The 16,189-nt window shown below is 63.2% G+C and carries 8 protein-coding genes; 4 read left to right on the top strand and 4 right to left on the bottom strand.

All coding sequences use genetic code 11. From position 1 onward, the window contains the following. Both AC5Y21_RS08765 and AC5Y21_RS08760 read right to left on the bottom strand, forming a co-directional pair. Positions 1–6,315 (bottom strand): amino acid adenylation domain-containing protein (locus tag AC5Y21_RS08765; RefSeq protein ID WP_499911347.1); only part of this gene is annotated, 6,315 nt, incomplete at its 3' end. Next, on the bottom strand, positions 6,285–6,584 hold the full coding sequence (locus AC5Y21_RS08760; RefSeq protein WP_499911345.1) for an MbtH family NRPS accessory protein: 300 nt from the start codon (positions 6,582–6,584) through the stop codon (positions 6,285–6,287). The genes AC5Y21_RS08760 and AC5Y21_RS08765, both read right to left, overlap by 31 nt. Positions 6,585–7,267: 683 nt before the next feature. Here AC5Y21_RS08760 and AC5Y21_RS08755 point away from each other — a divergent pair. The 4 genes from AC5Y21_RS08755 to AC5Y21_RS08740 are packed head-to-tail and all read left to right on the top strand — an operon-like array spanning position 7,268 to position 13,815. Next, positions 7,268–7,543, top strand: coding sequence for a hypothetical protein (locus AC5Y21_RS08755; RefSeq protein WP_499911344.1), 276 nt, complete (start codon positions 7,268–7,270; stop codon positions 7,541–7,543). Further along, positions 7,540–7,959, top strand: coding sequence for an MmpS family transport accessory protein (locus tag AC5Y21_RS08750; RefSeq protein ID WP_499911375.1), 420 nt, complete (start codon positions 7,540–7,542; stop codon positions 7,957–7,959). The genes AC5Y21_RS08755 and AC5Y21_RS08750 overlap by 4 nt, the downstream gene beginning before the upstream one ends. Continuing rightward, on the top strand, positions 7,956–10,841 hold the full coding sequence (locus AC5Y21_RS08745) for an MMPL/RND family transporter (protein WP_499911342.1): 2,886 nt from the start codon (positions 7,956–7,958) through the stop codon (positions 10,839–10,841). Before AC5Y21_RS08750 ends, AC5Y21_RS08745 begins: the two co-directional genes overlap by 4 nt. A 28-nt stretch (positions 10,842–10,869) precedes the next feature. Next, on the top strand, positions 10,870–13,815 hold the full coding sequence (locus AC5Y21_RS08740) for an MMPL/RND family transporter (RefSeq protein WP_499911340.1): 2,946 nt from the start codon (positions 10,870–10,872) through the stop codon (positions 13,813–13,815). Positions 13,816–13,839: 24 nt separating this feature from the next. On the opposite strand, the gene lipL is transcribed toward AC5Y21_RS08740, so the two are convergent. Continuing rightward, the gene (gene lipL, locus AC5Y21_RS08735) at positions 13,840–15,123 is read right to left on the bottom strand and encodes an esterase/beta-lactamase LipL (RefSeq protein WP_499911337.1); all 1,284 of its coding nucleotides are present in this window, start codon (positions 15,121–15,123) and stop codon (positions 13,840–13,842) included. Positions 15,124–15,186: 63 nt separating this feature from the next. After that, positions 15,187–16,176, bottom strand: coding sequence for a methylmalonyl Co-A mutase-associated GTPase MeaB (gene meaB, locus AC5Y21_RS08730; RefSeq protein WP_499911336.1), 990 nt, complete (start codon positions 16,174–16,176; stop codon positions 15,187–15,189). Positions 16,177–16,189 lie beyond the last annotated feature (13 nt).

Here is a 16,189-nt window from a genome sequence, read left to right as displayed (position 1 = left end):
AATCAGATACGCGATATCGTCGGGTGCCGGCGCCGCCAACCCCGTACTCGGTTGCGCGTCGATTCTGGGGTCGTCGACATCCAGGACCGCCACCGCACACCCATCCAGGCGCCCCCGCAAATCCGCGGTCGTCAGCGCCACCACCGGGGCGGCATCGGCGAGCATGAACTCAATCCGCGCCCCCGGCAACGCCGGATCAATCGGCACATACGCCGCCCCCGACTTAAGCACCGCCACAATCGCCACAATCGCCTGCGTCGAGCGCGACAACAACAACGCCACACACTGCCCCGGGCCCGCACCGTGTTCAACCAGCAGATGCGCCAACCGCGTCGAAGCCTCATCAAGCTCCCGATACGTCAACGAGTGGCCTTCACACGTGAGCGCCACCGCCTCGGGCGTGCGGGCGACCTGCGCGGCAAACACCTGCGGAATCGACACAGACACCCCAGCAGGCCGGGTCAACACCGCACAATTACCCCAACCGTTTAGCCGGGCCAGCTCGTCGGCATCGAGCAAATCGATCGTGGACAGCCGCCGGGCCGGATCGGCGGTCATGGCCACCAGCACCCCGCGCCACCGTGCGAACAGCGCCTCGACGCCGGCCGCGTCGAACACCTCGGGGTCGTACTCGACACGGAGGCCCAGTTCGTCGCCCGGGATGGCCGCCACCGTCAACGGATAGTGGGTGGATTCGTGGAGGGCGAATTCGGTGATGGCCAACCCTTGGTCGCCTACCAACTCGGCGGTGTCCACGGGATAGTTCTCGTAGACGAACAAGGTGTCGAACAACTGGTCGTGACCGGTGAGGCGGTGGATTTCGGCCAGCGCCAGATGCTGATGTTCGAGCGTGTGGTTGTGGGCCTCTTGCAGCTGATCCAGCAAGCCTGCGATGGTGGTCGCCGCAGTGCTGTGGGCCCGCACCGGCACCGTATTGATCAACAGCCCCAGCATCGAGTCCGCGCCGGCCAGCTCGGCCGGCCGCCCCGAGACCGCGGTGCCGAAGGCGACATCGTGCTGGCCGGTCAGCCACATCAGCAGCTGCGCCCACGCGGCCTGCAGCACGATGTTGACGGTGGTGTGCTGCGCGCGCGCCAATTCGCCAAGAGCCCGGGTGGTCTCCCTAGACACCCAGAACAATGCAGCGTCTCGCCGCCCCTGCCCTAACCGATTCAGCCGAGCAAGCAGGGTGGGGGTGTCAAAATCGGCCAGCACTTCGCGCCAGGCAGCGTGGGCCGCGCCGCGATCCCGCCCGGCCAGCCAGGTCACAAAGCTGCGATACGACGCGGCCGCGGGCAGGCGCTGTTCGTAATAGGCGGCGAAGATCTCCCGCAGCAGGATCGGCAGCGACCACCCGTCGAGCACGATGTGGTGATTGGTCAGCACAAATCGGTGCCGATCTGCTGCGATGCGGATCAGCGCCGCCCGAAAGGCCGGCGGGTCACCGAGATCGCACACTGCGGCACGCTCAGCCGCGCACACCTCTTGGACCTGCTCGTCGACATCTGGGCCGTCGACGTCAATGACGTCCAAGTCGACATACCGCCAGGGCAGCACCGGATCGGCCGGGATGACCTGCACCGGCTCGTCGAACTTGGCGCAGAAGCGCGCCGCCAGGTTCGGATGGCGAGCCAGCACGGTGTGGACCGCGTCGCGTAACCGCTGTGAATCCAGAGCGCCGCCCAAAGCGATGTCCAGCTGCACGGCATACACATTGTCGCCGCCCTGCGTGGTGCTGGCATGAAACAGCAGACCCTGCTGCAATGGTGTCAGCGGCAACACATCGGCGACCCGGTCGTGCTGCTGGAGTTCGTCGAGCTGCTGCTGGGTAAACCGGGCCGGCGCGATGTCCGACGGCGTCAACCCGCCCCCACCGCGGCGCACATGCGCGCAGATCCCGGCCAGGGCCTCGAACCACAACCGGCCAAGACGACTGACCTGGCCGTGATCCAGCGCCGACGGCGCCCACGACCAGTTCGCGTCCAATCGCGGTCCGGCGTCGGTGTCAACGGCGCCGGCGTTGAGCTCCACGGTATGCAGCAGGGGCATAGGTATAGCCGCGGCAGCGCCGGTCAGCGACAACGCGTCCTGGGCGAGCCGCCACACATCACCGGAATCCTCGGCTTCTGCCCCCAGCCGCCCCAGATAGTTGAACCCGATTACCGACACCGCGCCGGCCAGCTCAACATCGGGGTTCAGATACCGCAGCAGACCGTAGCTCAGCGGGTCGGGCAGCGCGCGCAGCTGCTCTTTGGCATCCTTGACCAGCGCCCCCAACGCCGCCTCGCCGGCCATCACCTGCGCCCAGGTCACATCGCCGTCCGGTCCCCCGACAGTCAAAGCCACCGGATATTTGGTGGTGAACCAACCCACCGTTCGGGTCAGGTCCACATCGGCGGCCAGCTCCTCGTGCCGCCCATGGCCCTCGACGTCGATGCCGATCGGCGCGCCACTGCTGCCGACAAACTCGGCGATCGTCAGCCCGAACGCGATCAACAAAATGTCGTGCACCCCGGCATGGAACGCCGCCGGCACCTCGCCCAACAGCATCCGCGTCGTCTCGGAATCCAGCGACACCGACAGGTGTCCGGCCGTGGCGAACGTATCGACCTCAGGCTGCACCGCCGGCAACGCGGGCGGGGTCGCCGCCACCTGACACCACGTCTCGGCCTGATCCACCACCGCCGCAGTGCGTGCATGCTCGGCCAGCAGCGACGCCCACCGGGCAAACGACGTCCCCGCCGCCGGCAACGCGATCGGCTGCCCGCTGTGATGCTGAACCCAGGCGATATTGACGTCTTCCACCAACACCCGCCAGGACACCCCGTCGACGGCCACGTGGTGAATGACCAACGCCAACTGGCCAGTCGACGCCGCCCACACCGCGCTCAGCATCACCCCGGCGGCCGGGTTCAACCGCGAGCGCGCCTCGACCAGCGATTCCTCCGACAGCACGTCCACCGCCCGCAGGCACCCGCGGGCATCCACCGACCCCACTTCGGGCACCTGCAGCGTCCAGCCGCCGGAGCCGTCGTCATCGACCCGCAGCCGCAACATGCCATGCCGATCCACCAGCGCCTGCAACACCGCCACCACGTCGGCCTCGGTCACCCCCGCAGGGGCCCGCAGCACCATGGTCTGGTTGAACTGCTCGACCGGCCCATCGACACTGGCCAGCCAGCGCATGATCGGCGTCGCCACCACCGGCCCGATACCCTCGTCGACCGGCCCACCGGCGCCCTCGGCCACCCCCGCCACCCGGGCCAGCTGGGCCACGGTCTGCTGGACGAAAACATCGCGCGGCCGAAACAGCAGACCGGCCGCCCGCGCTCGAGTCACCACCTGCATCGACAAGATGCTGTCGCCGCCCAGCTCGAAGAACGACTCGTCGACGCCGACTCGATCCAGCCCGAGCACCTGGGCGTAGATGCCGGTCAGGATTTCCTCGATCGCGCTGGCCGGTGCCCGATAACGGTCGCCGTCCTGGTATTGCGGGGCCGGCAGGGCGCGGACGTCGAGTTTGCCGTTGGCGGTCAACGGCAGCGTTTCCAGCACCACCACCGCGGCGGGCACCATATATGCCGGAAGTCGTTCGGCCAGCGCGCTCCGCACGCCGGCCGGGTCGGCGGTGCCAATGATGTAGCCGACCAGACGCTTGTCGCCGGGACGGTCCTCACGCGCGATCACCGCCGCCTGATCCACCCCGTCCAGCCCGCAAAGCGCCGCCCGGATCTCACCCAGCTCGATCCGGTACCCGCGGACCTTGACCTGCTCATCGGCACGACCCAGGTAGACCAGCTGCCCGTCAGCACCCCAATACACCAGATCCCCGGTGCGATACATGCGCTGTCCGGCGCCGCCAGCGCCGCCGAACGGGCATGCCACAAACCGCGACGCGGTCAACCCCGCCCGGCCGACATACCCACACGCCACACCCCGGCCGGCCACATACAACTCGCCCACCACACCGGCCGGCACCGGACACAACCACCCGTCCAGCACAAACAAGGCCGCCCCGGGTACCGGCGAGCCAATCGGAACCGTCCCCGACCCCGCCGGCAGCGGCGCGCTGAACGTCACAACCATTGTCGTCTCGGTCGGGCCGTAGGCATTGCGCATCAGCCGCCCCGGCGCCCACCGATCCACCACCTCAGTCGGACAGGGCTCGCCGGCCACCGCCAACGCCAGCTGCCCCAACCCCTGCGGCGACAACACCCCCAACGCCGACGGGGTACGGGCCAGCGCAGTGACCCGCTCAGCTACCAGCAACGCGTGCAAGTCGTCCGGCGAACTGGCCACCGAGTCGGGCACCACCACCAGCCGCCCACCATGGAGCAGCGCACCGAAAATCTCCCACACCGAGGAGTCGAACCCAAACGAATGACACTGCGTCCAGACCCCCGACGGCAGGTAGCTGTCCACGACCTCCAGCAACTGGGTCGCGTTGCGGTGGCTGACCGCCACTCCCTTAGGCACACCGGTCGTACCGGAGGTGTAAATGAGGTAGGCGATGTCGTCGGCCGCGGGCGCCGGCAAATCCGTGCCCGGATAGGTCTGGACACGCGGGTCGTCGACATCGATGACCGCCAGATCATGCTCTTCCAGCCGCGGCCGCAGGTCCGCCGTGGTGACCGCGGCCACCGGAACGGCATCGGCCAGCATGAACTCCACTCGCGCCGCCGGAACCGCCGGGTCGATCGGCACGTAGGCCGCCCCCGTCTTCAGCACCGCCAAAATCGCCACAATCGCCTCAGCCGACCGGGGCAACAGCAGCGCCACCCGCTCACCCGGGCGCGCACCGTGCGCGGACAGCATGTGCGCCAACCGATTTGCGGCTTCGTCAAGCTCCCGGTAGGTCATCGAGCGACCATCACAACCGAGCGCCGCCGCGGCCGGGGTTCGCGCCACCTGCGCGGCAAACAACGCCGGAATCGACCTCGGGGTGCTCGCGGGCTGAGTCAGCGCCGCCCGGTTACCCCACTCCTGCAGCCGGGCATGCTCAGCCGCATCGAGCAGATCGAGCGAGATCAGCCGCCGCCCTGGATCGGCGGCCATTGCCGTCAACAGCCGCTCCAACCTTCCCGCCAGATCAGCGACGTCATAATTCGAAAACGGCTGCCCAGCGCCCGCTGTACTGAGAAAGAGGTCGTCGCCGTCGCTGGAAAACAACAGTCCAAAGCCGCTAACCAGGCCGCTGTAAGTCAGTGACGCCGATGCCGTGACGCCGCCGAAGGCCACGGTGAACCTGGACGGAAGAAAATTGATGGTCACCCGGTCGGGTGGTGGCTGTCCGACCCCGCGATGGCGGGCTTTGCGCTCCAGGGCCTGTACCGGAAATCGCTGGTGCTGCACCGCTTCCCGTATTCGGGAGTCAACATATCTGCACAGGCCGGCAGCCGTAGCTTCCGGCGATATCTCCAGCACCAGCGGCACGACGCCGGCAACCATGCCGGGAAGCGTCTTCGACTCCGGAGACACGCGCCTGCTGACTGGGAAGTCGAACACCACCTCTGAATTCCCGGCGCGCCACCCACGCACTAATAGCGCGCAGGCCGCGGTGATCACCGATGATCGAGGCACATTCCACATGCGGGACAACGCCTCGACTCGGCGAAGGACCACCGGGTCCAATCGAACCGGCGCAGAAGGCCAGTACGGATCACGCTCGCCCGCAGCTGGGGGCAGCGGATCGTGGACGGCGCTTTCCGCTGGAAGATTCCTGGTCCAGTAGTCCTGATCCGCCAGATAATCCTTGGATTCTTCGTATCCGAGCTCGCAGTCAATCAAGTCCTGCAGGGATCCGAAAAACGCGGCCGGGATTGGTGTGCCAGAAACAATTGCCGAGTAGAGCGCTGCAATCCGCTGACCAATCAGCGCAATGCCTGATCCGTCCGCGACGATGTGATGGCAGCACCAGAATAGGTAGAACTCATTGGGTTGCACCTCAAACAATGCGAATTTGAATAATGGGCCGGTAATCGGCATTGGCGTGCGCTGGATCGATGCCGCGATCTCGTGAGCATCGTGAAGCGGATCGCTCGAGCCGCACAGATCATGGAAGGCCACCGTGACATCAGGGTCATCGATGACCGTTTGGAAAACCTCGCCATCCGCCTCGAAAAAGCCGGCCCTGACTGGTTCGGCCTCGTTTACGGCCCGCCGGATCGCCCACTCCAACGCGTCACGTTCAACCGGACCGTCGATCCGCAAGAAAAGGCCGAGTTGCCACTCCGTACCGAGCTGAGCCGTTTCCTGCGCAAGCCAGATTTCCAGCTGGGCCCGCGTCAGCGGAAGCGCCCGGTCCCTAGGCTCCATAGACTCCCCCAAGTCACACGGCTTATTTCTGTGAAAACCCCACCCGCTGGTAATCGCTCGCACCGACTCAACGGCCAGATATCGGCCCAGTTCTGTTGGATGTAGTCGAAACGCGCAGCGGGATCGGCTTCGCGGTAAACCACCCGCCAACTGACTGGAACATCGGTAAAGGCCGGCCACTGGCTGTGTTGCTGCTCGTCGTTGATCAAAACGACGCTGACCAAAACCAAAGAGCTTCCGCTGTCGTCGTCGAACGGATTGATGCTCACAGGTTCCCCAGACGGCCTAGTCGATACAAGTGAAACCGTCCCAAACCCTAGTGGAGGGCAGCAGGGCCTGTGCGGGTTTCGCCAAACATTCTGGTGTGGCACTTTCCTGTGCCGCAATAATCTGTGTGCACTTGGTTTCGGGTGCTGTGAACTGCAGCGATGGGTACGGTTGTGGTGTTTCGCCACTCCGCGGAGAGCAGCCCGTCAGGCGTCCGCGGCGCCAAAAGCACAACCGAATCGAGAGTGGTTACGCGCTAAAAGAATTAACGGCTTCTTCAATATTCATGGCGCAGCGGCCGGCCGGTGTTCTTGGCTCCCGGTCGGCCTCGCGTAATACGAAGACCAAGTAGCCGCGCCAACCTCAGCCGCGCTTTGTCAATGTCGTTAGTCGGTTCGCGAAGCCGCTGTTCGCGTCTGCTCCGGAGAGCGCCGGACGGTAACGACACGACCGCCGCGGACGATGCACATCACGTGATTTGCGAGTGGATGCGGCAGGTCGGTTGCGTGCCGTGCGCGCGGCGTGCATTACGATCCCATATCGCGTTGGAAACGGCTCGATATGGACGTCACCGACATGGTTTACTCGGCAAGATCGGGTTGCGTTCACCGATGCGCTGCAGGGCTGTAAAAACCGTCGCACGGTTCGCCTGCGACGACAACCACATTCCATGTACCGTCGACGGGTGTTGCAGCCGGGTCGTAGTTTCGCACTGGGCGGCTGCGACGACGCCGGCTCTGGAACGGGTGGGAGGTTGATGCGGTGGTGGAACGCGGTGTGCATGATGTTGCGCAGGCGCGGACCGATGTCGCTAACGTGGGTGCTCCCGACGTTGGCCAACAATCAGGTCACCGACCTACTCAATGGCGACGTGCTGACGAGCCTGCAGCCGCGCCTCCAACGCCGAACGGATCTCGGCAGAGTCGTCGAAATCGGGGGTTTCCAATTACCAGGGTGCTGAGGCGGCTGTGGGTCCTGCTCGTCATAGTCGCGGTGGTGGTAGCCGGCGGCTTCACCGTGTCGCGATTGCACGGCATCTTCGGCTCCGAGAAGCGACTCTCGTATGGGGACACCAGAATCGACGAAAACAAGCCGTACAACCCCAAGCACCTGAAGTACGAGGTCTTCGGAGCCCCAGGAACGGTGGCCGACATCAGCTATTTCGACGCCGAGGGCGAACCTCGACAGCTCAAGAAGCAACCCCTGCCGTGGACGCTGGACTTCCCGATCAGCGCGGCGACGGCCGTCGGAAATGTCATGGCGCAGGGCGACAGTGACAGTATTGGCTGCCGCATCTCGGTCGACAATGAGATCAAAGCCCACAACGACTCGAACGAAACCAACGCGTTCACCTACTGCCTGTTGAAGGCAGCATGAGCGCCAACCACGTGGACACCCAGCACGCGGAGCGACCACCCGCAGCACGGTGGATTTACCGGCTGTCGGTCCCGATCATCTTGGCGTGGTTGTTGATAACCGTCATCGTGAGCGTCGTTGTCCCGCCCTTGGAGCAGGTCGAGAAAGCGCATTCGCTATCGCTGAATCCCACCGATGCACCGTCGTTCAAGGCGATGACCCGCATGGGCCAGGACTTCGGGGAAAAGACTTCCGACAGTGTGGCGATGATCGTCCTGGAGGGTCAGCAGCCCCTACGCGACGAAGCGCACCGGTACTACGACAGCCTGATTAATCAGTTACAGGCCGATACGAAACATGTGACGCACATCCAGAACTTCTGGGGCGATCCACTCACGACAGCCGCAGCGCAAAGCTCAGACGGCAAGGCCGCATATGTGCAGCTAGACCTGGCCGGCAGGCCGGGCTCGACCCTGGCGAACGAATCGGTCGAGGCGGTGCGGACCGTTGTCGACCGCACCAAGCCCGTCCCGGCGGGGGTCAAGGCGTACGTCACCGGGCCGGCGGCGATCGTTGCGGAGATGAGCACCAGTGGTAACCGCACGGTCGTCATGATCACGCTGGTGAGCCTCGCGGTCATCTTCACTACGTTGCTGATCGTCTACCGTTCGGTTATCACCGTAATTCTTTTACTGGTAATGGTCGGAATAGAATTGCAGGTGGCGCGAGGAATTGTCGCGCTCGTCGCCGATCACGGTTTCATCGGACTTACTACATTCGCCATTAATCTCGTGGTATCCATCGGGATCGCGGCGGGAACCGACTACGGAATATTCTTCTTCGGTCGATATCACGAGGCGCGCCAAGCGGGTGAAGACCGGGAAACGGCCTTCTACACTACATATCACGGAGTCGCAAAGATCGTCTTAGCCTCCGGTTTGACGATCGCCGGCGCGCTCTTCTGCCTCAAGTTCACCCGGCTGCCCCATTTCCAGGCGCTCGCCATTCCGTGCGCACTTGGTGTGATCGTTGCGGTCATCGTCGCGCTCACGCTCGTTCCGGCAGTTATTCATGTCGGGGGTAGTTTCGGTCTGTTCGATCCCAAGCGGCGGTTCTCAGCACGCGGCTGGCGACGAATAGGCACATCGATCGTCCGGTGGCCGGCGCCTATCCTCATCGCGACAACGGCAGTCGCGCTTATCGGGCTATTGACGTTGCCGGGATACAAGCCCAGCTACAACGATATGAAGTTCCTCCCGAAGAATATCCCTGCCGCGCTGGGGTACGAGGCTGCACAGCGGCATTTTCCGCAGTCGCGAATGATGTCGCCCGAGGTCCTGTTGATCGAGGCCGACCACGATCTGCGAAACTCGGCGGACGCGCTGGTATTGCACAAGGTGGCCAAAGAGATCCTCGCGGTTCCGGGCATTTCCCGCGTGCAAAGCCTGACCAAGCCCGAGGGCACCCCGATCGCCCACACGTCGATACCGTTCCTGCTCAGCATTCAGAACGCTGCGCAGCTGCAGATGATGCCATTCCAGAAGGCCCGCATGAATGAAATGCTCACGCAGGCCGACGAATTGGCGAAAACAATCGACATCATGCGCAACATGTATAACGTCATGCAGCAGCTCGTGGCCACCACTCATCACATGGTGGGCAATACGCACGAAATACAGGCGATCACCGAAGAGCTGCGCAACCATATTGCGGACTTTGAAGATTTCTGGCGGCCGATTCGCTCCTACTTCTATTGGGAAAAGCACTGCTACGATATTCCGATATGTTGGTCGCTGCGATCCGTATTCGACGCACTCGACGGTGTCGACTATATCGATGACAACCTGAGGAATCTGGTTGGCGACCTCGATCACCTGGACACGATTCTGCCGCAAATCGTCACGCAATTCCCGCCGATGATCGAGACCATGCAGAGCATGCGGACCATGATGCTGACCATGCACAGCACCATGAGCGGGATCTTCAACCAGATGGATGCCGCCGGCGACAACGCGACAGCCATGGGGAAAGCTTTCGACGCATCCAAAAACGACGATTCCTTCTATATCGCACCGGAAGTCTTCAACAACAAGGACTTCAAGCGCGTCATGAAGATATTCCTGTCACCAGACGGGAAAGCAGCCCGCATGCTGATCACGCAAAGAGCCGACCCGGCGTCGCCAGAGGGAGTGACCCGAGTCGACGCGATAAAAACTGCGGCCGAAGAGGGCCTCAAGGGGACTCCCCTGGAAGACGCGAAAGTTTACCTCACCGGCACGGCAGCAATGACCAAGGATATTGTTGACGGCTCCAAGTTCGATCTCATGATCGCGGGAGTCGCGGCGGTCTGCCTGATTTTCATCATCATGCTGATCATGACGCGAAGTTTCGTCGCCGCCCTCGTTATCGTAGGCACGGTTTTGCTCTCGCTGGGCGCGTCCTTCGGCCTCGCCGTTCTACTCTGGCAATATCTACTGGGCATCCAAATACACTGGCTCGTGCTCATCATGGCGGTGATAGTCCTGCTGGCAGTGGGGTCCGACTACAACTTGCTATTGGTAGCCCGTATGCAAGAAGAAGTGGGCGCCGGCATAAAGACGGGCATCATTCGCGCGATGGGTGGCACCGGCAAGGTGGTGACAAATGCGGGCCTGGTGTTCGCGTTCACCATGGCGTCCATGATCGTGAGCGACCTGGTGGTCATCGGTCAGATCGGCACGACCATCGGTCTTGGTCTGCTGTTCGACACACTGATCGTGCGCGCCTTCATGACGCCGTCCGTGGCCGCACTGCTGGGGCGCTGGTTCTGGTGGCCCCAACGGGTGCGCCCCCGGCCCGCAAGCCAGCTACTTCGGCCGTCGGGACCCCGTCCGCTGGTACGCGCGTTGCTGAGACAGCCGTAACTGGCTGTGGTAATCGGTTGAACGCCGCATGAGTATCCAGCGCATGGACACCCAGGACCCCCAAGCTCCGTCGTCGTTAGCGCGGACGATCCGCAAGCTTTCGCTGCTCATCATCCTGGCTTGGGTAGCACTGACTCTGATTGTGACTCTGGCGGTTCCATCGCTTGAGCGCGTCGGCGAAGAGCATTCGGTACCGCTGAGTCCCCAAGACGCCCCGTCGGTTCAGGCCATGAAGCGTATGGGCAAGGACTTCAACGAATCCAATTCGGACAGTTTCGCGATGGTCGTGCTCGAGGGGCAAAAGCCTCTGGACGAGCAGGTTCACGCCTACTATGCCAAGTTGATCAGCGCGCTCAAGGCCGACAAGACGCATGTCCAGCATGTGCAGGATCTATGGGGAGACCGATTAACGGAGGGCGGCGCGCAAAGCGCGGATGGAAAGGCCGCGTATGCGCAGCTGAACCTGGCCGGCAACCAGGGCACGACGTTGGGCCAGGAATCGGTGCAGGCGGTCCGGAATATCGTTTCGCGGTCGCAGCCGCCGTCCGGCGTGAAGGCGTACGTCACCGGCCCCGCGGCGCTCGTCACGGATTTGCAGGGCAGCGGTAACAAGTCGATTTTGAAGATCACCGCGATCACCGTCGCGATGATTTTCGTGATGCTGTTCCTGGTCTACCGTTCGATCACCACCGTGATCCTGTTGTTGGTGATGGTTGGCATCGAATTGGGCGCGGCTCGGGGCATAGTCGCGTTTCTCGGCCATAACAATCTTCTTGATCTATCGACATTTGCCATCAACCTCTTGGTGTCTTTAGGACTCGCGGTCGGAACCGACTACGGAATATTCTTCTTCGGTCGATATCAGGAGGCACGGCAGGCCGGCGAGGATCCGGAAACGGCTTACTACACGACCTACCGCGGCGTCGCTCCTGTGGTTTTGGCCTCCGGTCTGACGATCGCCGGGGCGCTCTTGTGTCTGAGCTTCACCCGGATGCCCATCTTCCAGACCATAGGCGTGCCGTGCGCAGTGGGCATGGTCGTTGCGGTATTGGTCGCCCTCACGCTGATTCCGGCAGTTCTGACCCTTGGCAGCCGGTTCGGGCTATTCGACCCCAGACGCCGGATCGGCTCCGGTCGATGGCGCCGGGTCGGCACGGCGATTGCCCGCTGGCCCGCCCCCATCCTGGTCACGACGCTAGCGATCGCAATCATCGGTCTGCTGACTCTGCCGGGCTACAAAACCAGCTACAACGACCGGCTGTATATGCCCGGCGATATTCCGGCCAATATGGGGTACGCCGCCGCCGATCGTCATTTCTCCCAATCTCGGATGATGCCCGAGATTTTGATGATCGAATCAAATCACGATATGCGCAACCCGGCAGATTTTCTGGTGTTGCACAAGCTGGCCAAGTCGATCTTCCGAGTTCCAGGCATTTCTCGGGTGCAGGGCATAACCAGGCCCGAGGGAACCCCGATCGAACATACGTCGATACCATTCTTGATCAGCATGCAAAGCGTGAGCCAGTTGCAGGCCATGCATTATATGAAATTACGCATTGATGACTTGCTCAAGCAGGCCGACATACTGACCTCACAGATCGCGAGTTTGAAGCGCATCTATGCACTGCAGCAGCAGATGACGGAGATCACCCACCAAACCATCGCCGAAACCAAAGAAACGGTCGCCATTGCGAACGACTTAAAAGACCGCATTTCGGTGTTCGATGATTTTTTCAGGCCGATTCGGAGTTACTTCTTCTGGGAAAAGCACTGCTACGATATTCCGATATGCTGGTCGTTGCGATCAATATTTGAAGCAATCGACGGTGTCGACATGCTGAGCGATAAACTCGGCGATGTTGTACAGGACCTCGACAAGACGGACGCGCTGCTACCCCAGTTGTTGGCGCAATTCCCGACGTTTATCGCGACCGCGGAGCATGCGCGCACGATGATCCTGACCGCGCACAGCACCATGTCGGGGACGTTCAAGCAGATGGACGAGGGGACCGCGAACGCTACCGCCATGGGACAGGCGTTCGACGCGTCCAAGAACGACGACACGTTCTATCTGCCGCCCGAGGCGTTCAACAACAAGGACTTCCAGCGCGCGGAGGCTTCCTTCCTGTCTCCCGACGGGAAAGCGGCTCGATTCATCATTTCGCATAAGGGCGATCCCGCCACACCCGAGGGCATCGCGCGTATCGATCAAATTAAGACGGCGGCCGAGGAGGCGCTGAAGACCACGCCGCTCGAAGACGCCAAGATCTATATGGCCGGCACCGCGTCAACCTTCAAAGACTTCCGAGACGGCGCCAGATACGACCTATGGATCGCCGGAATCGGCGCGCTCTGCCTGATTTTCATCATCATGCTCATCATCACCCGAAGTTTTGTTGCCGCCCTGGTGATCGTGGGTACGGTCGCAATTTCATTGGGTGCGTCATTCGGGCTATCGGTACTGATTTGGCAGTACGTGCTTGGCATCAAATTGCACTGGATGGTGCTTCCGATGTCTGTCATAGTCCTGCTGGCGGTGGGGTCTGACTACAACCTGCTGTTGGTCTCCCGGATGAAAGAAGAAATAGCCGGCGGTATCAACACCGGCATCATCCGTGCAATGGGGGGCACCGGCAAAGTCGTTACCAACGCGGGCCTGGTGTTTGCGTTCACTATGGCGTCGATGGTGATCAGCGATTTGCGGATCATCGGTCAGGTCGGTAGCACGATCGGCCTGGGCCTCTTGTTCGACACCTTAATCGTGCGGTCCTTCATGACGCCGTCGATCGCCGCGCTGCTCGGGCGTTGGTTCTGGTGGCCGCAGCGGGTCCGCCCGCGTCCGGCCAGCACCATGCTTCGGTCGGAGGCCCCACGTCCGGTCGCGCGGGCGTTGCTGCTGAGGGAGCCGGAGCCCCCTCGCGACGACGACCCGGACACCGCCCCGATACCGATAGCGCCGCGATACCGATAGCGTCCCGCTAGGGCGAAGGGCAGGTCAGCCGGCGACGGCTCCCGTCTTGGGGAATGGCGACCCGGACTCGGTGATCGACCGGTATCCGCGCTTGCGGGCCCTCGCGACACCCTGCCGGATCAGGTTGCCCAACGTGGCGAGCCCGACATGATCGAGCACCACGAACGGCGACAGCAGCCGGTTGTGCACGAACGCGAAAGCCAGCCCGGCCGCCGGGTCCGCCCACCCAACTGAGCCACCCAGCCCGGCGTGGCCGAAGCCTGGCGGGTTACCGAAGGGCACGCTGTGGTAGCCGAGGTGGAATGACAACGGCACCATGATGTTCCGGTCCCGGTGCCGGTTGCGCTGACCGGTCAGCCCCGCGACCAGCGCGCGCGACAAGAACTGGGTGCCGTCGATCTCACCGCCGTTGGCGATCGCACCGTACATCCGGGCCAGAGCCCGGGCCGTCATCACTCCATTGGCTGCCGGCATTTCGGCGTCGAGCAGCGGAATTTCACCCTTGACCGCGGCCAGCACGCCGCTGAAGTACATGGAGCGGAATCCACCGGAGAACGTGTCGGCGACCTTGCACGCGACCTCGTTGATGAGCGGTAGACCGGCGAAGTTCTGCGGCATGATGATCTGCGCGACCCGCGTCTTCGAGTCGGCGGGCGGCCGGCCCAGATGCATGCCGTCCGCGCCCAACGGCTCGGCGATCTCCTCGCGGATCAGCGTGCGCATGCCTTTTCCGGTCACTGCCCGGGCCAGGCCCGATGCCAACCAGCCATAGGTCAGCGCGTGGTATGCGGGTTTGCCCAGCAATCGTCCTGGAGCCGCGGCGGCCAGCCGTTCCTCCATCGCGAGATGATCCAGCAAGTCTTCCTGAGTGGCACCCCGCAGGCCCGACAAGCCCGCCTGGTGTCGCATCACCTCACGAATCGTCATCTCCGACTTGCCATTTGCGCCGAACGCCGGCCAATAGTCGGCGACCGGAGCGTCATAGTCGAGCAGCCCCCGGTCGGCCAGTCGGTGGATCACGGTAGAAGCGACGCCCTTAGTTGCTGAGAACACCATCGGCGCAGTGTCCGCGGACCACGGCACTTCGCCACGTCGATCGGCCCAGCCCGTCCATACGTCGACGACGGGCTGCCCGTCCAGGTACACGGCCAGAGCCCCGCCGCCGAATCTGCGGCCGGGGAACATACGGGCAAAGCTGCGGACGGCGCAGGAGAAGTTGGAGTCCGCCGCACCGGACACACGATGACCTGCGTCAACACCATCGTGGCGAGGGACCGCGCGGCGAGCGACCCGGGGTGGAAGCTTCACGTCTTCAATTTACTTGCTCTCCGGCGCGACTCACGGGCAAACAAAGATTAAGTTACCTTTCTGTTAAACTGACGCAGCCTTCAAAATTTGCTGAGCAGCCATGGCCGGGGTCAGCTCGCCGGTCTTGACCTGGCGCTCCATCTCGGCGCGCATCTTGCGGACCTCCGGGTTGGACAGCAACCGGTCCAGCACGGTGTCGCGGACCATCTGCCAGGTCCAGTCGACTTGCTGTGCCCGCCGGCGGGCCTCGAACTCCCCCGCATTGCTGAGTACCTGGCGATGACGCTCCACGGTGTCCCACAGCTCGGACAAACCCGTCTCCTCCACCGCACTCATGGTGAGAACCGGTGGCCGCCATAATGTTTCGCGCGGGTAGATCAACCTGATCGCCGACGAGAGCTCCCGCGCGGCGGACCGCGCCTCGGACAGGTGATTGCCGTCGGCCTTGTTCACCACCACGATGTCGGCCAGCTCCAGCACGCCCTTTTTGATGCCCTGCAACTGATCGCCGGTGCGCGCCAGGGTCAGGAGAACGAACGTGTCGACCATGTTGGCCACCGCGACCTCGGACTGCCCGACGCCGACGGTTTCGATCAGGATCACGTCGAACCCGGCAGCTTCCAGCAGCACCACCGTTTCCCGAGTGGCCTTTGCCACGCCGCCGAGCGTGCCCGACGTCGGCGAGGGCCGGATATAGGCGTCCGGATGCACTGCCAGCCGCCCCATTCGGGTCTTGTCACCCAGAATCGACCCGCCGGTACGGGTCGACGACGGGTCGACGGCCAGCACCGCGACCCGGTGCCCCCGCTCGATCAGATGCATGCCGAGCGCGTCGATGGCGGTGGACTTGCCCACCCCCGGCACCCCGGTGATACCCACCCGATGGGCGTTCCCGGAGTCCGGCGTCAACTCCAGCAGCAGCTGCTGCGCCTGCTCACGGTGGTCGTCGCGGGTGGACTCCAGCAGCGTGATGGCCCGCGGCAGCGACGCTCGATCACCATCGCGGACAGCCCGGACCAAGTCGTCGACGGTGTGGTTGTTCTGCGACGTCATCTAGGTTCGGACA

The sequence above is a fragment of the Mycobacterium sp. NGS41 genome, assembly GCF_059812725.1.
The sequence above is the reverse complement of the archived record's forward strand: the minus strand, read 5'-3'. Positions and strand labels throughout refer to the sequence as shown.

Bases quoted from the DNA above. Each gene is read 5' to 3' on its own strand.
- AC5Y21_RS08740 (WP_499911340.1), top strand. From the start codon at position 10,870: ATGAGTATCCAGCGCATGGACACCCAGGACCCCCAAGCTCCGTCGTCG.
- AC5Y21_RS08745 (WP_499911342.1), top strand. From the start codon at position 7,956: ATGAGCGCCAACCACGTGGACACCCAGCACGCGGAGCGACCACCCGCA.
- meaB (WP_499911336.1), bottom strand. From the start codon at position 16,176: ATGACGTCGCAGAACAACCACACCGTCGACGACTTGGTCCGGGCTGTC.